This window comes from Zobellia laminariae (assembly GCF_030553095.1).
GTDB classification, from domain to species: Bacteria; Bacteroidota; Bacteroidia; order Flavobacteriales; family Flavobacteriaceae; genus Zobellia; species Zobellia laminariae.
Map to the genome: position 1 here is coordinate 4,112,527 of NZ_CP130738.1, position 20,647 is coordinate 4,133,173.

Sequence of the window (20,647 nt, forward strand, 5' to 3'; positions counted from 1 at the left end):
TCCACCTATGGGAAAAGGTCAATGTTTCCTATGTCCAATGTTTTTCTAATGACCTTTTTATATGTTTCGGGCATAATGGCATCATAGAGCAGCCGTGTTGGTTGACCTGATTTTCGTTGATGCAGCGCATCATAAATCTGATCGGCTAATGGCGTATCTCCAAAATCGTCTTCTAAATATAACTCGGCATCCTGGAAAGCTTTATAGCGTAACTAGCCTCAATTGCTCCTTGCGGTAGTAATTCATTCAGATGCATTTTTACTACATCATCTAAAAATATAAACGAATGGCCATTTTAGGAATCTCCACGAAACGGTCGTGTTGGTCTGTTGGGATTTTAACGAAGTGATATGTGTCATTAGCTTGTGCTACGAAAAGATACAAACCGCCATCAGATAATTTAGGGTTTTTATCTGTCGTGAAAACCTCGCAATCAGCTGCAATATCTTTGAAATAGGTGTTGAGAAAAGCTTTTTGCTCGCTGGTAATTTTTTCATTAGTTACAAAGTGGATATCTTCTTTGAGTAACTCCTTAAAAATAGTTTCCATGATAGCGCCAAAACGTTGTTGTTGCTCATCAATGATGCGAAGAACTTTTTTAAGCTTCTTGTTCGGCTTTGAAATCAGTTTCTTTCGTAGCGACTTGTCAACGGACTTTAGCTGGCGTAACTGAGATATGCGGACTTTAAAGAATTCGTCAAGATTAGACGAGAAGATGGCTAGAAATTTTAGACGTTCTAGTAGAGGAGTAGTGGGGTTGTTTGCTTCTAGTAATACCCTTTCATTAAAAAACAACCAACTTATATCTCGGTCTTTGTAATCTTCATTTTCCATAGTCTCACAAACATAACAAATAGCTAGCTTATGAATCTAAAATTAGTGTTAACTAAATTATGAGGAGGTGAGCTTTTCTAAGGTGTATTTAATAAGCTCTTCAGTAGATTCTGTAGGCTTGGTGCTAAACTCGCCATTGGCTCTGTTGGCCAAAATACAGTTCATAGAAACAGCACGGTGGCCTAGTAATTTAGCAAGACCGTAAATACCGGAAGTCTCCATTTCTAAATTGGTAACCTTAACATCCTTGTATTCAAAAGAAGCTAATTTATCTTGTAGTTCGCTATCGCTGAGTTTTAATCTCAAAACCCGACTTTGTGGGCCGTAGAAGCCTATATTGGTAACAGTAGTGCCTAATCGTATACGATTGGAAAAGAGTCTTTGGCCTAGACTTTCATCATATTTGACCACGTAGGGCACTGATTTATTTGAAGACCAATTCGTATGGGCCACAAAAGCTTTGGATACATCTAGTTCCTGAACAGATTCACTATCATAAAAATGTAATAAGCCATCAAAGCCCATGGCATATTCGCTCATTAAAAAAGAATCAATAGGAATGTCTGCTCTTATGGATCCAGAAGTACCTATTCTAACAATATCTAATACAGTTCTGTTGGATTTGATGGTTCTGGTTTCAAAATCAATATTAACAAGGGCATCCAATTCATTGAAAACTATATCAATATTATCTGTGCCGATTCCTGTTGAAACAACAGAAATGCGTTTTCCATTAAGCGTACCAGTATGTGTGTGAAATTCACGTTTTCCTTTCTTTAGCTCAATGGTATCAAAAAACTTGGAAACATTGCTTACACGGTCAGGGTCACCAACCGTTATAATAGTTTCTGCAAGGTCTTCGGGTAATAAATTTAAATGGTAAATGCTCTTATCGGCATTTAAGATAAGCTCGGAGGGGCTTAATTGCATGGAGTTACAACTTTAAAATTCTGTTAGATTCGGTGTTGTACAGGTAGTTATATTTTAATGCACCGCCTAGATATACATTGTTGTCCTGAATACAGGAGTAGTAACTGGTTTTATTCTCGAGTATCTCTTTTCCTTTTTTAGTAAGTCTTACTGGATTAAAAGAAGAGAATAAAGGTTTTAATCTTCCTAGCGCCCTTTCATACTGCGTATCTGAAAAACCTAAAGAACCTTGGTTTTGAATAATTTCTGAAACAAAAGTACCTTTTGAAGTGGGTTTCTTATCTATTGCGAGCCTTAAAATGGAATTTTCCATTTCGTTGAGTCCGTTTTTAATACTTGGAAAACGGTGTAAATGTGAACGAACGGCATCACCGAGGTAATTAAACTGAAATTCACCAAAATCAGATAAATTTTCTAAACGAATAGGGTTATCGCTACAATATAATTGCCAGACATAATCCGCATATTCAATATCGTCTTGCGTTAAATCAATTTTATTTTCATACAATTTCCGCAATTGATCATCGCTCAACTCGTTTAAACCGTACATTTTATCAGTACTATCTTCTTTTCCACTACAAACTAAAGAAACTTGTGCATATTTACGGTTAATCTTTAACCAGCTAAGCACGGCAATCATGTTTACTTGACAAAAAAGGTCATACTCAAACCAGAGTACAATCTCATCTTGTTGTTTGTGATTACAAAGAGAACGGTATTCTTTCAAGGTCTTTTCAATGAACCATGATTTTGATACCTTATAATTTTTATTGAGAAATTCAAAACGGGCTTTCCAGAAAGATTCACTGCCAACATTGGTAAGTGTCTTGCCTTCGCAGAGCATCTCACGCCATGTGATGATATCCCCACTAAGGTTTAGTGTTTTTATTCTATCCGTAAAGCTATCTCCGTTAGTGATGTGCAGAAGGGAACTCATTTGAGGTCTTGATTTAGGTTCGAAAGATTAAAAGTACTATTAATTCAAAATAAAGCAAAAATAATTAACAGAATTAAACCTCTGTGCCTGAGGTATGCTCAGGCCCTGCGTTTAAAGGGGTCATCCGCCAACGCGCTTAACGGAGAAGCCTTTTTCTTTTAATAATCCCATAATTTTGTCTCTATAGTCGCCCTGAATTATGATTTGACCGTTTTTAAATGAACCTCCTACACTTAATTTGGTCTTCAGTTCTTTTGCTAACTTTTTGAAATCACTTTCCGCTCCATTATACCCTTCTAAAATGGTTATAGGTTTTCCTTTGCGTTTTTCGTATTTACATATGACAGGGTCATCCTGTAACCAGATATTATTTTCCTTTTTGGAGGTGATTTCTGTTTTTTCCGGCTCATGTTCCGGGAACAAATTCTTGAGTTGGTCCTGTAAATCCATACTTATGCTTTTATCAACCCTAATTCAATTAAACGCTCATGCAAGAACTCGCCTGCAGTTATGTCTTCAAATTGTTTTGGATGTGCATCATCTACGCAATTTTCTAAGCAATTAAGTGGCATATCGCCTACAGGATGCATAAAGAAAGGAATAGAGTACCTAGAAGTGCCCCAAAGCTCTTTAGGTGGGTTCACCACTTGGTGTATGGTAGATTTTAATTTATTGTTGGTAAGTCTAGACAACATATCACCAACATTGATCATCAACTGATCTGGTCGCGCAATGGCATCTACCCACTCGCCTTCATGGTTCTTTACTTGAAGTCCGCGTCCATGAGCTCCCATTAATAGGGTAATAAGGTTAATGTCTCCGTGGGCAGCGGCACGAACTGCATTTTTAGGCTCAGATGTTATTGGTGGATAATGAATAGGACGTAAAATTGAATTCCCATTCTTTATATAGTCATCAAAATAGGTTTCCTCTAAATTAAGATGAATTGCTAATGCCCTAAGTACATATTTAGCTGTTTTCTCCAGCATTTGGTATGTTTCCTTACCAACCGTATTAAATGTAGGCAATTCTTTTACCTGAACATTATCTGGGTATTCTGCTTCTAGTTTTGCATCATCTTGTACATACTGTCCAAAGTGCCAAAATTCTTTTAAGTCGCCTTCTTTCTTACCTTTAGCATGTTCTTTCCCGAATGAGGTATAACCACGTTGGCCACCTATTCCTTCAATTTCATATGTGTCTTTTACTTCTTGTGGAAGATCAAAAAACTTTTTGATTTCATCGTAAAGGTTCTTTACTAAATCATCCGATAGAAAGTGCCCGCTTAAGGCTACAAAGCCAATATTTTCAAAAGCGGAACCAATTTCTTTTATAAATTTCTCTTTTCTTTCAGCGTTATCCGAAACAAAATCTTGTAAGTCTACACTAGGTATTGCACTCATGCCGTTGCTTTAAAAGTTTTCTCAAAGTTAGTAAAATATGCTCAACTATTATATATAACAAATGGGGCGGTAGATGTGGTATTTTTGCTACTTTTATCTACCGAAATGGAAATCACACCAAAGAATTTTATGCAATACGATAAAAGGGATTTAAGCGAAGCGGTTTTATTGAAATTATATAAAGACCTTCAGCGGCCCCGCATGATAGAAGAGAAAATGCTGATTCTCTTGCGACAGGGTAAAATTTCAAAATGGTTTAGCGGTATTGGGCAGGAGGCTATTTCAGTAGGTGTTACCAATGCGCTAAATGAAGAAGAGTATATACTCCCCATGCATAGAAATCTGGCAGTATTTACTACACGGGGTATTCCTTTACACCGTCTTTTTTCGCAATGGCAGGGTAAAATGAACGGATTTACCAAAGGTCGTGATCGTAGTTTTCACTTTGGCACCCAAGACTATAAAATTATAGGAATGATCAGTCACCTTGGTCCACAGCTGGGAGTGGCAGATGGAATTGCATTAGGAGATGTTCTTCAGAACAAAAAAGCGGTTACTGCTGTTTTTACAGGTGAAGGTGGAACAAGCGAGGGTGATTTTCATGAAGCCTTGAATGTTGCCTCTGTATGGAGTTTGCCTGTTATTTTTTGTATTGAAAATAACGGCTACGGACTTTCTACACCTACTAAAGAACAATATAACTGCGAAAACCTAGCGGATAGGGCATTGGGCTATGGTATGGAATCGCATATAATTGACGGTAATAATATATTGGAAGTATATAACAAGCTAAAAAAGATTGCAGAAGAACTTCGGGAAAAACCACGTCCGGTTTTAATTGAGTTTAAAACTTTCCGCATGCGTGGACATGAAGAGGCTAGTGGTACTAAATACGTTCCCGAAGAATTAATGGCGGAATGGGGAAAGAAAGACCCGATTTCAAATTATGAAAGGTTTCTTTTGAAAGAAGGAATTCTAACGGATGAAAAAATTGAAGCCTTACGAGTTGAAATTGAAAACGAGATTAATGAAAATCTTAAACTCGCTTTTGAGGAAGAAGAAGTTCAGTCGGAACCTGATCAAGAACTTCAGGATGTCTATGCATCTTTTGAATATGAGGAATCGAATCCTGGAAGCGTTGTAGAGCATATTAGGTTAGTTGATGCTATTTCCAAGGGATTGAAGCAATCTATGGAGAAGCACTCTAATTTGGTTATCATGGGTCAAGATGTGGCAGATTATGGTGGCGTGTTTAAAATCACCGAAGGGTTCATGGATGCTTTTGGTAAAGAACGCGTTAGGAATACGCCTATTTGCGAATCTGGAATTGTTTCAGCTGCCATGGGACTTTGCATAAACGGAATGAAAGCTGTTGTAGAAATGCAATTTGCCGATTTTGTTAGTAGCGGTTTTAATCCCGTCGTCAACTATTTGGCAAAGTCTCATTACCGTTGGAATGAAAAAGCTGATGTCGTTATTCGTATGCCATGTGGTGGCGATGTAGGTGCTGGTCCATTTCATTCACAAACTAATGAAGCTTGGTTTACTAAAACACCTGGGCTAAAAGTTGCCTATCCTGCTTTTCCTTATGACGCAAAGGGGCTATTGGCTACGGCTATCAATGACCCTAATCCGGTTCTCTTTTTCGAACACAAAGCTTTGTATCGTAGCATTTATCAAAATGTACCTGCGGATTACTACACACTTCCTTTTGGTAAAGCGGCCAAATTAAAAGAAGGGAACGATATTACTATTGTTTCTTATGGAGCAGGGGTGCATTGGGCATTGGGTACCCTCGAAAAGAATCTGGATATTTCTGCAGACCTTATTGACTTACGGACATTAGCACCTTTGGATATGGCTTCTATTTACACATCTGTAGAGAAAACGGGTAAACTTATCATTCTTCAAGAAGACAGTATGTTTGGTGGTATTGCCAGTGATATTTCTGCCATGGTCATGGAAAATAAATTTCAGTACCTAGATGGACCCGTAAAGCGTGTGGCCAGTATGGAAACACCTATTCCCTTCGCTAAGAAACTAGAAGACAATTACTTGCCTAAAAATCGGTTTCTCATAGCACTAAAAGAACTTTTGGAATACTAGTTATAGAGCAACAATCTTAGTGTTTAAAAGCATCATAACGCATCTAGATTCGGTATTTTTGTTGTATTAATATTTGTTTAACGGTGGGTAGACAACAATGCAATGGTCTCAACCGTATATATGCAAACCTTAAATCAAAATTATGATTAAAAACAGTGTAGTAATGCTAGCACTGGCTCTGATATTGGGATCGTGTTCCATATCAAAAGAAGTGCGTAATGAACGTAAGACCATTAATGGTAATTGGGTGTTGGAACATGTAGGATATGAAGCTAGTGAAGGCTCGTTTAAGTCCGTGCTTTTTGATGATGCCAACGGATTCTGTTTTGAAGGAAGTACGTGGTACTTTTTAGAAAATAACAGCACTGGAAGTTATGCGATACCTACGGATAACAGTGTTTGTGCCGGAGGAGTTCGTAATATTAGATGGTCTGTTTTAGAAAACGAAAACGGAAACGACAAGTTGCAATTCAAGTACATAGATGAAAAGAAAAAAGATATTTATGGTAAGGTGGGATATCGGTTAGAGATTCTTTCTCTAAACGAATCGCAAATGACATTAAAATCAGATGTAAACGTTGATGGTAGTCCAGTATCTGTCGTTTATAAATTCTCAAAACAATAAGAAGTAACATATGAAAAAGTCAGTTTTAAAATCGGCATATATCATCATGGCATTGACCATGGTCGTAGGGTGTAAAACCATCCAAAATTCAAATAGTAAGCAAAAAGGTGCTGTAATTGGTGCTGGTAGTGGTGCTGCCATTGGTGGTGTCATTGGCAATAATGTAGGAAGCGGTAACAATACCGTTCTTGGAGCTATTCTAGGTGCTGCCATTGGTGGTGTTGCAGGTGGTTTTATTGGAGACCACATGGATCGTCAGGCAGAGCGCATTGAGGAAGAAATTCCAGGAGCAGAAGTTAGTCGTGTTGGTGAAGGTATTAATGTAACTTTTAATGAAGATGCCGGTGTTTATTTTGACACGAATAAATCTGATGTAAAAGGAACGTCTCAAACTACATTGAACAAAATGGCTCAAATTCTAAAAGACTATCCAAAATCTAATGTTTTGGTAGAAGGCCATACAGATAGTGCTGGACCTGAGGATTACAATATGAATTTGTCTAAGCAAAGAGCTACATCGGTAACCAATTATTTGATTTCTCAAGGTATTGATAAAAGCCGTTTGGAAACTAGATGGTATGGTGAGGCTCAGCCGGTAGGAGATAATACTACAACAGAGGGTAAAGCTAAAAATAGAAGAGTTGAATTAGCTATCGTTGCTAGTGAAGCACTGAAACAAGAAGCAAAGCAAAAGGTTAAAGGATAATAATTTATTCGTAACTCTATAATTTTTTGAAAAATACCGACAGCTTCTGTCGGTATTTTTTTTGTCTAAATTGACTATCTTCCCTTAGTGGAGCATTATGACGTAATCATTGTTGGAGGAGGTTTGGCGGGTTTAACAGCAGCCATTCATTTAGCAAAAGCTGGCCACGAGGTATTGGTCTTTGAAAAGGAGCCTTACCCACATCATAAAGTTTGTGGAGAATACGTGTCCAATGAGGTGCTTCCGTATCTAAAAAAACTTGGAGTAGACTTAAAAGATTTTGGCGCGGTTACCATTGATACCTTAAAATTTTCTACGATAAAAGGAGCGCTTCTAGAAGTCAAATTGCCTTTGGGTGGCACGGGTATTAGTCGGTATGCTTTCGATAATCTCTTATATAAACGAGCAGAGGTCTTAGGAGTAAACTTTGCTTTTGAAATTGTGACTTCAATAAAATTACAAAACACTATTTTTGAGGTAATTATAAGTAACGGTAAAACTTATACTTCAAGAGTTGCAATTGGTTCATATGGTAAAAGAAGTGTCTTGGATAAGCAATTAAAGCGCAAATTTATTCAACAGAAATCTTCTTGGTTAGCGGTTAAAAGCCATTATAGTTTAGATGATTTTCCAAACCATGAAGTTGGACTGCATAATTTTAAAGGAGGGTATGGCGGACTCTCAAAAACCGAGACAGGTGCGGTTAATTTCTGCTATTTAGCTTCCTATAAAAGTTTTCAGTTAGAAAAGGATATTGATCAATTTAATGAGAAAGTGGTTGGTAAGAATCCAATTTTAAAAGACTTCTTAAATAAAGCTAAACCTCTTTTTGATACACCTTTAACCATAGCTCAGATTTCATTTCATTCCAAGAATCCAGTAGAAGAACATGTGCTTATGTGCGGTGATACGGCAGGTTTGATTCACCCTCTTTGTGGCAACGGTATGGCAATGGCCATTCACAGTGCTAAAATAGCTTCTGAATTAATCGATACTTTTTTAAGCGGAAAAGAAAAGGACCGAAAAAGGATGGAACAGGCATATGCTAAAGAATGGAGCCGTACTTTTAAGAAGCGATTATGGTTGGGTAGAAGATTGCAATCATTATTGTTAAATGAGATCTTATCTAACTGGGCAATTTCATTGGTAGCAAAACAACTATGGCTTTTAAAACAACTAATTAAGAACACGCATGGCAAACCGATTAGTTAATGGGTGATTTTTCAAAACGAAGTACGGAAACCGAGTTAATGGACGATTTATCTCTTGATCAAGCTCTTCTTAAAAAAGTATTGCTTGATATTGATAAGGCTAATCGTTTTTTAAACGGAAATAAACTGACTATTCAAGCCATACATCAACTAATACGTAATAAAAATCTAGAATCATATACGATTTTAGATATGGGTTGTGGTAATGGGGAGATGCTAAGAACTGTAGTTTTATGGGGTCGGAAGCATTCCATTAAACTTAAATGCATAGGAGTAGACTTAAACGAAAAAAGTCTGACCATTGCGCGTGAACAGTCACATGATTTTCCTGAAATTCAGTATTTGAAGCAGGATATTCTAGAGTTGCAACCAGATGAATTACCGTGTGATATTTTACTTTGCACCTTAACCATGCATCATTTTAGAAATGAGCAAATTCCGCAATTCTTGACGCAGTTTTCAAAATTGAGCCGTATCGGATTTATCATTAACGATTTAGAGCGAAGTGCTTGGGCTTATCAACTTTTTAAACTGTTTAGTGCTATTTTTATACAGACAGATGTTGCAAAAAAGGATGGTCTAACGTCCATACAAAGTGCGTTTAGAAAAGACGAATTGATCGCCTTTTCTAAAAACCTACCTGAAATGCAACATGCTATACATTGGAAATGGGCCTTTAGGTATGTATGGGTAGCCCAACAAAACCGACCGAATTAGATATATGAATGAAGTTCGAATAGTAAATACGTCCAAACAATTGCCAGATTATTGCAAACCCACTGAGGAGATACTCCCGTTTGTGAATCTATGGCTTTCTGGGCAGGAGGACCGTTTTAAGCGTAAGGTCATAAAGATTTTTGAAGGTGCTGCCGTAGACAAGCGCTACAGCATTATGAACCCAGAAGAGGTTTTTGTTGCTACTTCGTTCGAAGAGAAAAATACGATTTATGTACGAGAGGTCAAAAAACTGGGAAAAAACGTTCTTGAAAAGGCGTTAAACGATAGTAATTGGGCGGCAGACTCCATAGATTACATTATTACGGTAAGCTGTACCGGCATTATGATTCCCTCTTTGGATGCGTTTTTAATCAATGATTTGGGATTGCGTCAAGATGTGGTTCGGCTTCCGGTTACGGAGATGGGCTGCGCTGCTGGTGTTTCTGGTTTGATATACGCACATAACTTCCTAAAATCAAATCCTGGTAAGCGAGCAGCCGTTGTTGCCGTAGAGAGCCCGACAGCCACATTTCAGCTTAATGATTTTTCAATGGCCAATATGGTGAGTGCTGCTATTTTTGGCGATGGTGCTGCCTGTGTACTTTTATCTTCGGAGGATAATGTAGTAGGACCGATGATTAAAGGAGGAGAAATGTATCATTTTAAAGATGCTACTCATATGATGGGATTCGATTTAACGAATCACGGGCTAAAAATGATTCTTGATATTACGGTGCCAGAAACCATAGCGGAACATTTTCCTAATATTGTACATCCATTTTTGGAGAAGCATGGCACATCTATAGCGGCCGTAGATCATCTTATTTTTCACCCAGGAGGGAAGAAAATAGTACAGACGGTTGAAGAGCTGTTTGGAAAGATGGGTAAGAATATAGATGATACACGTGAAGTATTAAGGCTGTACGGAAATATGAGCAGTGCAACAGTACTTTATGTATTAGAGCGTTTCATGGAAAAAGACATTAAAGAGGGAGAGCAAGGACTTATCCTTAGTTTTGGTCCAGGATTTTCAGCACAACGTGTATTATTGAAGTGGTAAGAAGATTTTAAACAAAATTACATGACAGAAAAGTGGGTTCTTATTCTTGGCGGAAGTAGTGGGCTGGGTTTGGCAACAGCTAAAAAAATGGCTAGTCACGGGTATCATATAATAATAGTTCATAGAGATAGAAAGGTTGATTTAGAGGAAATTAACATTCACTTTCAAGAAATTACTTTAAGTGGAGTGAAGTTGCTAAATTTTAATATAGATGCCACTAATCCTGATAAACGAAGACAAACAATTGATGAAATCAAAACAACTTTGTCCACGACGGGAAAAATCAAAGTGCTCGTTCATAGTATAGCCAAAGGAAGCCTAAAACCTATGGTTTCCAATGAAGAGACTACCTTGAATCATCAAGATATAGAAATCACCTTAAATGCCATGGCTTTAAGTCTTTATGATTGGACGAAGGAGGTATTTGAAGCGAGTTTATTTGATGAAGATACTCGCATCGTAGCTTTTACAAGTGAAGGAAGTAGCAAGGCCTATGGGAAGGCTATGCAGCCGTTTCGGCGGCCAAAGCAACCCTTGAGGCACTGACTCGCAGTATTGCGTTAGAATACGCTCTAAAAGGTATTAAAGCCAATTGCATTCAGGCTGGAACTACGGAAACTAAAGCATTTCAGATGATACCAAATAGTGAGGTTTTGAAGAAAAGTGCGCTAGAACGTAACCCCAACAAACGTTTAACTAAACCAGAAGATGTTGCCAATGCGGTGTATTTGCTTAGTACTGATGAGGCGAAATGGATTACCGGTACGGTTATAAAAGTTGATGGCGGGGAGAGTTTACGTTAACCCCTCCCTTCGGCTGCGCTCAGGAAGGGGCTAGGGACATAAGAGTAACTTCCTTTAATTTCCTATTGCTGCGCTCAGGAATGGGTCAAATTTGAAGAAAACTGCTTTAGAGCTTAGCCCTCCCTGAGCGCAGTCGAAGGGAGGGTGTGCTGAGAGATGCTTGATAAATAGAAATATTAAGAATGGAGAAAATAGATATCATAGACCAACTGCCTTACACGGAACCTTTTTTGTTCGTTGATGAACTCATGGAGGTAAGCGAAAACGGAGCGGTTGGTGCTTATACCTTTTTGGGAGATTCTGAATTTTATAAGGGGCATTTTAAACATCATCCGGTTACGCCAGTGAGTCATTCTAACCGAATGCTGTGCGCAAATAGGTGTGGTATGTTTAGGTATTTATTTATTGCAAAACGAAATCGATTTAAACCAGAAAACCATTCAAATAGGTATGAGTAGTACGCAAATGGAATTTCTACTTCCGGTTTTGCCTAATGAAAAAGTAACGGTAACCTCAGAGAAAGTCTATTTTAGGTTCAATAAGCTAAAATGTAAAGTAAAAATGCATAACTCCAAAGGGCAATTGGTCTGCAAAGGAGAAATATCGGGAATGTTTAAAAGTGATGCGAATGCGTAGAAGAGTCGTCATAACGGGAATGGGTGTTTGCGCGCCCAACGGAATAGGTTTAGATACTTTTTCCGAAGCCTTGGCTAATGGCAAAAGTGGGATACGATTTCAGCCAGAATTGGAAGAACTCGGGTTTGGTTGTCAGATTGCGGCGAAACCGGAACTCAGTGATGAATTGCTCGCTCAATATTTCACTCCGTTGCAATTACGTGGACTAAACGCAACCGGTATTATGTATGGCGTAATAGCTGGTACAGATGCTTGGAAAGATGCTGGCTTATCTATAGCGAATAAGGAACAACCAGATTGGGATAGTGGTATTCTCTTTGGTTCCGGTACTTTGGGAGTGGATAAATTCCGGGAGGCCATGTACCAAATTGATGCAAAGAACGTCCGTCGTTTGGGTAGTACAACTGTTATCCAAACCATGGCTAGCGGAGTAAGTGCTTATTTGGGCGGTATTTTAGGGTGTGGTAATCAGGTGACTACTAACTCTTCGGCATGTACAACGGGTACGGAAGGTATTCTTATGGGGTATGAGCGTATTGTATACGGGCAAGCAGAACGTATGTTGGTAGGTAGTTGTAGTGATAGCGGCCCTTATGTATGGGCCGGTTTTGATGCTATGCGCATCCTTCCTAGAAATTATAATGATAATCCAGAAGCAGCAAGTAGGCCTATGAGTGCCTCTGCGGAAGGTTTTGTACCAGGAAGTGGCGCTGGAGCCTTGGTTTTGGAATCGCTAGAAAGTGCACAAGCCCGTGGTGCAAAAATCTATGCCGAAATCCTAGGAGGTACTGTAAATAGCGGAGGACAACGTGGTGATGGAACAATGACGGCTCCTAATAGTGAGGCGGTGCAACGCTGTATTTCTCAGGCTGTGGTTAACGCGGGAATTCAAAATAATGATATTGATACGATAAACGGACATTTGACGGCCACATCAAAAGATGGACTAGAAATAGCCAATTGGAGTGCCGCTTTGGGGCGTTCGGGAAGTGATTTTCCGTATATCAATTCATTTAAGGGTCTTTTTGGGCATTGCTTATCAGCGGCTGGCAGTATTGAATGTTTGGCATCTGTGCTTCAGTTTAATAAATCGCAAGTCTTTGGTAACTTGAATTGTGAAGACCTTCATCCAGAAATCACTGGTATTATAAGTTCTGATTGTATTCCGCATAAGACCATCCCGTATCAACCTAATATCTTGGCAAAAGCAAGTTTCTTTGGAGATGTAAATGCTTGTGTTATTTTTAAACGATATATGGTATGAAACCCTAAATTCTGAATATCGGTAGTCAATCAAAATCGACTTAAAAACTATGAATCAAGAAACTAAATATAATAAGCTTAAAAATATTGTAAAGGTCTATTTACCCGAAGATGTTTCTGTAGAAGCTATAACGCTGCAGAGTAATTTTATTAGTGAGCTCAACATTAATTCTGCCAATTTGGTAGATATTGTTCTAGATGTAGAAGATGAATTTGACATCATGTTAGAGAATGCAGACATGGATAAAATGCAAACCGTACAGGACGCCCTTGGTATTATTGATGCAAAGCTAGAGGCTAAATAAGATTCTTATTCATCTTGTTCTACTTCTTCATGGGTTTCTTTCTCGGGAATCAACAAAGAGGCGGCAATACCAGAGAGCAATGCCAACGATATCACGGCAAGAGACAACCATTCCGGTAATTCTAACATATGCGAGAATAGCATTTTGAGACCTACAAAGGCCAGAATAACCACAAGGCTATAGTTTATAAAGCGGAATTTGTCCAGCATTCTAGAAATAAGGAAGTACATAGAACGTAAGCCTAGAATAGCCAATATATTAGAACTGAATACAATAAAAGGGTCTGCTGTAATGGCCAAAATTGCGGGAATACTATCTAAGGCAAACAAAACATCTGTCAACTCAATAACCACTAAGGCTACAAAAAGGGGAGTGGCAGCATTCAGACCTTTTAGTTTTACAAAAAAATCATGCCCGTGAAAATTAGACGTAATCGGGTAAATTTTACCGATCTGCTTGAATACCCATGAATCTTTAGGTTTAAAATTCTCATCATCGCCTTTCAACATTTTAAAAGCGGTCCAAAGTAAGAATATCCCAAAAACGTAGATGATCCATTCAAACTTGGTAATTAATGCCACACCAAAGAAAATCATCAATCCCCTAAAAACAATAGCACCCAAAATTCCCCAAAAGAGCACCCGATGCTGATACAGGGCTGGAATCTTAAAAGCGGAGAATATAACGGCAATAACAAATACGTTATCTATACTAAGTGATAATTCAATAAGGTAGCCGGTTATGTACTTAAGTACGGCAGTATTAGGAGTAAGGTTGGTAGGGTTTTCTACCAGACCCTCTGTAAACAGCCAATAGATGACACCACTAAAAGCCATGGCCACGGTAACCCAGATGGCTGTCCATATAGCAGCTTCCTTGCTTTTTATAACGTGTTCGTGTTTATTGAACACGCCTAAATCTAGTGCGAGAAATACAATAATGAGAGCAATAAAAAGTATCCAAACCAACATAATACGCAGTTTTAAGGCTGCGAATATACTTCATTTTTACTGTTGTTCAAGACGCATATGAAAAAGGATTTGATTCATTTGAATAGCGTAATCCGGAGTTGAAAAATAAGAGAGGTAGCGCTGCATAGGTGGCGAAATTTAGAGAGTAAAATCACTTTTTTAGCTGTAAAATTATAGTAACCTTAACCTTGTTATCCGCTCTATCTTGTTTGATAGTAATGCCATAATCCGATGAAAATAGGGTAGTGGTACCTACTAATTGTAACTGGTCCTGAGTAAAATTTATAGCAATTGGTTTAGCAGTTCCTTTTAGGGTAAGGGAGCCATTAACGGTAAACCCATTTTTATTTTCAACAATTTGAGTGCTTTCAAAAACAATTTTTGGATGTTTATCTACGTTAAAATACTTATTACCCTGTAAATGCCAATCTCTAAGGAAGTTACCGGTTTTTATTGTTTCGACCATAACAGAACCTTTAAACTTGGATTGGGTAATATTGCTGAAATCTATTTTTGATTCAGATTCAAAGCCAGATATCGTACCATCTACATTTTTTGAATCGAAGTTAAAAGTGATTTCTGCAGAAGAAACAGTAAACTCTTCTTGGGCAAATATTGAAACACAGGAGAATACAGCAACTAATAGTGTAGTAAAAATTGATTTCATGGGCAGCTAATTGTATCTTTATAAATATAAGGTATTTGAAATCACCGATAATCGGAATAGATTTATCGTCCTAATAACAATCTGATATACGAATTGGGACTACTTTTTATAAAGTAGTATCTTCGTAACAGAACTAATATGAAGTAATTATGAAAAACCCCTTTTTATGATCGCTGCTTGCATTTTTGTAGGCACATGCGGATTATCCGCTCAGGAAATAAAAGAAAAACCAACTGAAGTTACCAAATACACGGTAATGGAACGTTTTGATTCTGAAGACATCTCAACCTATGAGAAGCGTACCAAGCTAAGAGAAGAACATTTAGCGGAAACAAAAAGACGTAGAGAGATATTAGATACCTTAGATATATCTGAAAGAAAAAGACAACGATTATTACAAGATTTAATAACAGAACCATTTTCGAACCGATTATCTCGTCAGATGGCAGAGATTAAGTTTGAGGACGAAGAATAGTAAACAAACCACCTAAACTGAAATACCCTCATTAAGCATTATGCTTTTTGAGGGTATTTTTTTTGCTTTTATGTTAATATAGATTACGCTTTTTAACGATTAAATTAGTATTTACATCGAATTTTACCAATTTATCAACCTTTGACACGTTGATTTTCGAACAAGATAAGAAAAAAGTGTAAAAAGTTTATTTTCAGATAATTGCGCTATGCTGCTTTTAAATATTGTCGAAAATTCCTACACTAAGTATTTGTAATCAGGTCATTAGCTGTTAATAACTTGTGTATAAAAAGGTTATTTAACGTAGGTGACATAGTATAGCAAACAACATTAACTTAGTGTTAAAGTCTGATTATATGGATGTTAAGTCTATATATTGTAGGATTTTTTTATAACTTAGAGTATCGCTTAAAATCTCAACAACCCAAAATCCTGCACCTATGACAACAACAACTCAACGCCGCTCACTAAGAGTAGAAGAAAATGACAAAAATGCAATTGTTGTAAGACTTCAACGAAATCAAAAAGATTTGGTTCAATTACGAACGAAGCTCAATTCGTACCGTTGTGAACCTAAAACACATTCTCTTTTTGAGAGAATAGAATCATTACGCAGTAAAATGGACTCTTTGAGCCATTCTAATAATGAAATTATCTCATCATTGAATAGCAAACGTAAAATTGTTGGCGTTCAATTAGACCGTGCCAAGAGGCACCTTACGGAATTTAGAAGATTGAATGAAGGAGTAGAAGAGTACCTTAATATTTGTACAGGACAACAATCTGCTTTCTTTTAAAAGTAAATCACCAAACGCCTAATGAAATCATTAGGTAAATCTACTTTTTGCGATATCTACCTGCTGTAGCGCTCTTTGAAGTCAAAATCAAAGAACATTACAGCAGTTTTTATATAGAATATACTGGAGAGACGGAATTAGCCAACAATATAAAATCCTTAAATTAAGGAGCCCATTATAAGGAAAATACTGATTTACTTAATTTGTGGCATCATAATTGTTATTCTTTAAGTAATTAATAATAAATTATATTACATTTATGAGTACAGGAACAGTAAAATTCTTCAACGATGCTAAAGGCTTCGGATTTATTACAGAAGAAGGTTCAAACGAGGAACATTTTGTTCACATTTCAGGATTAGTAGATGAGATTCGCGAAGGCGATGAAGTCGAATTCGAACTAACCCAAGGAAAAAAAGGATTAAACGCAGTTAACGTTAAAGTTATAGATTAAACCTTAAAAAGCCCGTCAGCAATGATGGGCTTTTTTATTGCTAAATCCAGTTCTATTTTAAAGAACAACCAAGGTAATTACAATCTAGTAACACCTTGTTCAACAACGAATAACACCATTATTAACTATAAATATTAAATACTATGTTAGATCAACTAAAACAAATGGCAATTCAAAAATTGCAAGAGAAAATGGGTGCTAATTCTTTAAACTCTGAAGCAACAAGTGGTGCAGCAGAAGAAGGAGCGTCATCACTTATAGACAGCCTTATGGAGAAAGTAAGCTCCGGAGATTTAAGTGCGGTAACAAGCTTATTTTCTAACGACGGAAATGCTACTGAGGACAGTGGTATTGTTCAAAACTTAAAAGGTAAATTAACTGAGATTCTACAGGAGAAAGGAATGAGTGCTAGTGAAGCTGAGGCAGAAGCTGGTAATGTAGCACCTGGATTAGTAGATAGTCTTAAAGATAAGTTTTTATCTAACGAAGCAGGAGATTCTGCTTTTAGCTTAGAAAGTCTTAGCGGTTTAGTTGGCGGAGATGCTGGCGATTTACTTAGCAAAGCAAAAGGTCTGTTCTAAGAGATTAGTTTAGATTATATAGAATTAAAACCGTTCAGCAATGAGCGGTTTTTTATTTCTTTTAAATCGTGTGCAAGTTTTAATTATGGTTAGGGCGATTGTAATAAAATGTAACGTTGGTAAATTGTATGTAATAGAGGAGTTCTTAAAAAGTCTATTTTACATAATATAAATTATGATACAGATTGGTCTATGTTGTAAAACGGCGCATGCTTGCATTTTACATAATTGCAGATATGACCTTCGCGTCAGCGAATCATATCGTCAGCCATTATGTAAAAGCCGTTTTACTGGAATGGTGCTTGACGGCTGTAAGTCATAATTCTATTATGTAAAATATCCCTCGCATTTGTAACTTTTAAGCGAATTACCAACAGGGTCATCATCCTTTTTAATTTACGTTACGAGAAAATTTTCCACACAGAAGAAAATTTAATTTAAACTTAGAAATTCCGCAAACCTGGCGAGAAACCTTTCGTCTGTACTCATAATTTGTCATTATGTCAAATTGCCGCTAGCAAACGCTCGGTTGCTTTTTAAATTTAAAAATGCTGAAAAACGCATTTTAAATTTAAACACAATTTGCCAGCGCTTGCCAACGCCAAAAAAAGCAAAACTTTTAGATTCTTTTGAAATATGCGATTTATGAGAAACTCTCCGTCAATAAATTTTTCAGGAGATTCTCGTCAGCTTGCCGCAACAGCTCAAAATTTAGAAAATAAAATTTCTGAGCACTTGCTACCTCTTGTCTTTGATTGAAGCTTTTCTTTAGGTGCTTCTAATATTATGTAAAATAGACTTTCAACATTGTAACCAGTAACCGTAATGTTTTATCTTTTTTTCTTGATAAAAAAAGAAACAAAAAAATCAAGGCTTACAGATAATTTTGGAAACAATGTACGGCTCAGTCGCTATATTCTAGAAAGTATTATAACTATTAATAAGCCACTACCCTATTTGTTTATTGATTTCAAGAGAGTTCTTAGGTTAATGCCAGCCGCATCAACTCGCCGAAAAAAGAAATTACCCACAGGGTAATCCCTTTTTATCTCGCCCCTCTTCTATTGTTTTATCAAAATTCTCTTAGACCGTTACCACATCGTTTGTTAAATTGAATGGATTATACCTATAAATCCGATGGAGCTTCAGTGCCAATATATTCATAGTCAAAATTTGTAACATAATTTTCTGGAACAGCAATTTGATTTTCACAGCCTTCTTGAGGGATATAAGTACAGCCAGTTTGGCTTCTTATAATTGTTATACCCACCCAACCTTACACAATTGGAATTTAGGAATAATGCAGTATATCATTAAATTCGAAAGTTCTGTCCTTTCTGTCCTTTAACCATTTTTGTGCGGGTTTAAGCTTATGGCCGAAAAGAAAGGTATTTAACATTAAGACATAGTATTCGATAAAATTAAAGCATCGAATGATAGAGAAAGGAGTCAACCCTGTGTTGATACCTTTAAAGTTAGCTTTTCAAGCTTGTTACGAATCTGTATAGGATAATGCTGCAATGATTTAGTGCACACTCTAAAATTTCAAAACAGTTTCTAAGTTGAACGTAAAATTTTGTTTTAGTTTGCGTAAGGCTAAAAATTACTTTAAAGGTGCAGATACACACTAAATGTTCTAACATTTAACGCCTTTAAAGGTTCAATCCGGATATTGTCTTATTATTTATTATAGGTTTATAATCCATAACGCTCCAGATGTGTTAACTATCTTGAAATCCATTCCCTCTTAAATCGAGTATTAGTGAGATTTCAGAGAGATTTATGATTGGACTGGGTTTGCTGCAGTCTGTTTCTGTGATTTAAGGAGATCACTACCATCAAGTTTTTGAGAATAAGTATCATGATCATCTTCTATACTTTGAAGATCAATGTCATTTACTAATAATGCGTTCTGGACATTTACCGCCAATGGTAGGCGCCATGAGTTCTCTATATCGAAAGGTACTTCGTCATCTTCAAAATCATTGTTGAAGGTCCAATTAACATTTTCCCATAATCATGATATTTTTCTGGAAGAAATTTCTTAACACAAAAAAGAGTTGGTCTTCTATCTCCAAAGGCAGAAGTTTGTATTAATATGCCCTCTGGAACTTTTAAACCTCGCCTCCTCAGTTCACTATCATCTAGCCAAATTTTGTGAACAAACATAGGTCTTTCATTTGGTTGTAAACTCATCATTTCTGAAAAAAGTTTTTGAAAAACTGGATCAGTAATGAAATTTATAAGGTCATCATAATTAGTTTTCATTACCTTAGATAATTCATTTTTACTATAGTTTAATCCGGGATAATTCATAGTTATATATTTTACAAGGAGGTTACTGCGTTTTCAGTTGATACATTCGTATTTGATTCCTTAACAAGTCAATTTAGTGATGATGCTTTGAAAGATTTTATAATTCAATAAAGCATTAATAATTTGTTACATGCATTTAGGTACGGCAATTCTTGATCTTAGCTGAGCTCTCATTTCTAAACTTATGAAAGATCCAAGGGTTTAGGCAACTGTCTAATGTTGATATTTGAACACATCAGCCTAAATATCAATTTCTTTTGTTTAAGTTTTAATATAAATAATATTAACTCTTAAAAATCACGTACTGCCCCCTGCGCCTCCACAAACCGTGGCTGCTCCGCCGCAAGCGCATCCACCCCATGCAACCTTACCAGGATCTAATTTATCTCCTATCGGGAATCTAGGAAATCTAGAGCCTCTAATTTTACCATTTGGTAATAGTTCGATAATCCCCGGCCTGCCTGACTCGAAATACCTTATAGTTGTGACTCGCATACCCTTAGGCACCTTAACCCCTTTTGACTTTAGATGATCTATCGAAAGAATCTTCTTGCCAAGCTGCCTTCTTTTTGATATTGGGGTTTTTTTCATTGTTTTCATAGCATCAACGAAAGCCGGATGTGATATCATTTCAATCATAGCATCCATTTCCTCTCTTACCTTTTTTGCGTCAATTAAATCAGTTGCCATATCGTTCTATTTTAGATTATATTATAGTGGCTAAGAGCCCATTTGCTAAACACAACTATATTGTAAAATATTTTACCATATAAAATTCGGTCAAAGTTTTCAATTTAACAATAATGCAAAATGCGTATTTTTCCTATTAAATTTCAAATTCCGTAGTAGA

23 protein-coding genes and 2 pseudogenes are annotated in these 20,647 nt (G+C 36.9%); 15 read left to right on the forward strand and 10 right to left on the reverse strand.

The genetic code is table 11. The features are described from left to right. Positions 1-5 precede the first annotated feature (5 nt). The 6 genes and pseudogenes from Q5W13_RS25380 to Q5W13_RS19745 form a co-directional block, all read right to left on the reverse strand. A pseudogene (locus Q5W13_RS25380) lies at positions 6-140 on the reverse strand (hypothetical protein); the annotation flags it as partial. A gap of 130 nt (positions 141-270) precedes the next feature. Beyond that, a complete protein-coding gene (locus Q5W13_RS25385) occupies positions 271-834 on the reverse strand; it encodes a polyphosphate kinase (protein ID WP_368662328.1) in 564 nt (187 codons plus the stop codon). A gap of 57 nt (positions 835-891) precedes the next feature. Next, positions 892-1,764 carry a nucleoside phosphorylase gene (locus Q5W13_RS19730; protein ID WP_304444176.1) on the reverse strand — a complete coding sequence of 291 codons (873 nt, stop codon included), beginning with the start codon at positions 1,762-1,764 and terminating at the stop codon, positions 892-894. Between the two features lie 4 nt (positions 1,765-1,768). Next, positions 1,769-2,701, reverse strand: coding sequence for a DUF1835 domain-containing protein (locus Q5W13_RS19735; protein ID WP_155596340.1), 933 nt, complete (start codon positions 2,699-2,701; stop codon positions 1,769-1,771). A gap of 120 nt (positions 2,702-2,821) precedes the next feature. Continuing rightward, positions 2,822-3,151: a translation initiation factor gene (locus Q5W13_RS19740; protein WP_304444177.1), complete on the reverse strand. Its 330-nt coding sequence runs from the start codon at positions 3,149-3,151 to the stop codon at positions 2,822-2,824. A 2-nt stretch (positions 3,152-3,153) separates the two neighbouring features. Next, entirely contained in the window at positions 3,154-4,104 is a 951-nt protein-coding gene (locus tag Q5W13_RS19745; protein WP_304444178.1) for an isopenicillin N synthase family dioxygenase, read from the reverse strand. A 129-nt stretch (positions 4,105-4,233) separates the two neighbouring features. Here Q5W13_RS19745 and Q5W13_RS19750 point away from each other — a divergent pair, with 129 nt between their 5' ends. From Q5W13_RS19750 to Q5W13_RS19795, 11 genes and pseudogenes are all read left to right on the forward strand, one after another. Further along, positions 4,234-6,210: an alpha-ketoacid dehydrogenase subunit alpha/beta gene (locus Q5W13_RS19750; RefSeq protein WP_304444179.1), complete on the forward strand. Its 1,977-nt coding sequence runs from the start codon at positions 4,234-4,236 to the stop codon at positions 6,208-6,210. Between the two features lie 142 nt (positions 6,211-6,352). After that, positions 6,353-6,835, forward strand: coding sequence for a lipocalin-like domain-containing protein (locus Q5W13_RS19755; protein ID WP_304444180.1), 483 nt, complete (start codon positions 6,353-6,355; stop codon positions 6,833-6,835). A 10-nt stretch (positions 6,836-6,845) separates the two neighbouring features. Further along, positions 6,846-7,541 carry a YiaD family glycine zipper/OmpA-like lipoprotein gene (locus Q5W13_RS19760; protein WP_155596344.1) on the forward strand — a complete coding sequence of 232 codons (696 nt, stop codon included), beginning with the start codon at positions 6,846-6,848 and terminating at the stop codon, positions 7,539-7,541. Between the two features lie 87 nt (positions 7,542-7,628). Next, positions 7,629-8,753: an NAD(P)/FAD-dependent oxidoreductase gene (locus Q5W13_RS19765; RefSeq protein WP_304444181.1), complete on the forward strand. Its 1,125-nt coding sequence runs from the start codon at positions 7,629-7,631 to the stop codon at positions 8,751-8,753. After that, on the forward strand, positions 8,753-9,469 hold the full coding sequence (locus tag Q5W13_RS19770) for a methyltransferase domain-containing protein (RefSeq protein WP_304444182.1): 717 nt from the start codon (positions 8,753-8,755) through the stop codon (positions 9,467-9,469). The genes Q5W13_RS19765 and Q5W13_RS19770 overlap by 1 nt, the downstream gene beginning before the upstream one ends. Before the next feature lie 4 nt (positions 9,470-9,473). Further along, entirely contained in the window at positions 9,474-10,529 is a 1,056-nt protein-coding gene (locus Q5W13_RS19775; protein ID WP_304444183.1) for a type III polyketide synthase, read from the forward strand. A 21-nt stretch (positions 10,530-10,550) separates the two neighbouring features. Continuing rightward, the gene (locus tag Q5W13_RS19780; RefSeq protein ID WP_368662329.1) at positions 10,551-11,075 is read left to right on the forward strand and encodes an SDR family oxidoreductase; all 525 of its coding nucleotides are present in this window, start codon (positions 10,551-10,553) and stop codon (positions 11,073-11,075) included. After that, positions 11,072-11,332 carry an SDR family oxidoreductase gene (locus tag Q5W13_RS25390; protein ID WP_368662578.1) on the forward strand — a complete coding sequence of 87 codons (261 nt, stop codon included), beginning with the start codon at positions 11,072-11,074 and terminating at the stop codon, positions 11,330-11,332. The genes Q5W13_RS19780 and Q5W13_RS25390 overlap by 4 nt, the downstream gene beginning before the upstream one ends. A 182-nt stretch (positions 11,333-11,514) precedes the next feature. Next, a pseudogene (locus Q5W13_RS19785) lies at positions 11,515-11,968 on the forward strand (3-hydroxyacyl-ACP dehydratase FabZ family protein). Further along, on the forward strand, positions 11,961-13,232 hold the full coding sequence (locus tag Q5W13_RS19790; RefSeq protein WP_304444184.1) for a beta-ketoacyl-[acyl-carrier-protein] synthase family protein: 1,272 nt from the start codon (positions 11,961-11,963) through the stop codon (positions 13,230-13,232). The pseudogene Q5W13_RS19785 and the gene Q5W13_RS19790 overlap by 8 nt, the downstream one beginning before the upstream one ends. A gap of 49 nt (positions 13,233-13,281) precedes the next feature. After that, entirely contained in the window at positions 13,282-13,536 is a 255-nt protein-coding gene (locus Q5W13_RS19795) for a phosphopantetheine-binding protein (RefSeq protein ID WP_304444185.1), read from the forward strand. 5 nt (positions 13,537-13,541) lie between these two features. Here Q5W13_RS19795 and Q5W13_RS19800 read toward each other — a convergent pair whose 3' ends face one another. Together Q5W13_RS19800 and Q5W13_RS19805 are read right to left on the reverse strand one after the other, a co-directional pair. Further along, the gene (locus Q5W13_RS19800; protein WP_304444186.1) at positions 13,542-14,507 is read right to left on the reverse strand and encodes a TerC family protein; all 966 of its coding nucleotides are present in this window, start codon (positions 14,505-14,507) and stop codon (positions 13,542-13,544) included. 151 nt (positions 14,508-14,658) lie between these two features. After that, positions 14,659-15,174, reverse strand: coding sequence for a YceI family protein (locus Q5W13_RS19805; protein WP_155596352.1), 516 nt, complete (start codon positions 15,172-15,174; stop codon positions 14,659-14,661). 166 nt (positions 15,175-15,340) lie between these two features. Here Q5W13_RS19805 and Q5W13_RS19810 point away from each other — a divergent pair, with 166 nt between their 5' ends. The 4 genes from Q5W13_RS19810 (at position 15,341) to Q5W13_RS19825 (ending at position 17,481) form a co-directional block, all read left to right on the forward strand. Further along, a complete protein-coding gene (locus Q5W13_RS19810; RefSeq protein WP_304444187.1) occupies positions 15,341-15,649 on the forward strand; it encodes a hypothetical protein in 309 nt (102 codons plus the stop codon). Between the two features lie 440 nt (positions 15,650-16,089). Further along, complete coding sequence (locus Q5W13_RS19815; RefSeq protein WP_155596354.1) at positions 16,090-16,446, forward strand: hypothetical protein; 357 nt, start codon at positions 16,090-16,092, stop codon at positions 16,444-16,446. Between the two features lie 259 nt (positions 16,447-16,705). Then, a complete protein-coding gene (locus Q5W13_RS19820; protein ID WP_073244563.1) occupies positions 16,706-16,900 on the forward strand; it encodes a cold-shock protein in 195 nt (64 codons plus the stop codon). Positions 16,901-17,043: 143 nt separating this feature from the next. Beyond that, a complete protein-coding gene (locus Q5W13_RS19825) occupies positions 17,044-17,481 on the forward strand; it encodes a hypothetical protein (RefSeq protein ID WP_155596355.1) in 438 nt (145 codons plus the stop codon). Between the two features lie 1,950 nt (positions 17,482-19,431). Here the strand turns inward: Q5W13_RS19825 and Q5W13_RS19830 are convergent. Continuing rightward, a complete protein-coding gene (locus tag Q5W13_RS19830; protein ID WP_304444188.1) occupies positions 19,432-19,797 on the reverse strand; it encodes a hypothetical protein in 366 nt (121 codons plus the stop codon). A gap of 297 nt (positions 19,798-20,094) precedes the next feature. Next, on the reverse strand, positions 20,095-20,487 hold the full coding sequence (locus Q5W13_RS19835; RefSeq protein ID WP_304444189.1) for a hypothetical protein: 393 nt from the start codon (positions 20,485-20,487) through the stop codon (positions 20,095-20,097). Between the last annotated feature and the right edge of the window lie 160 nt (positions 20,488-20,647).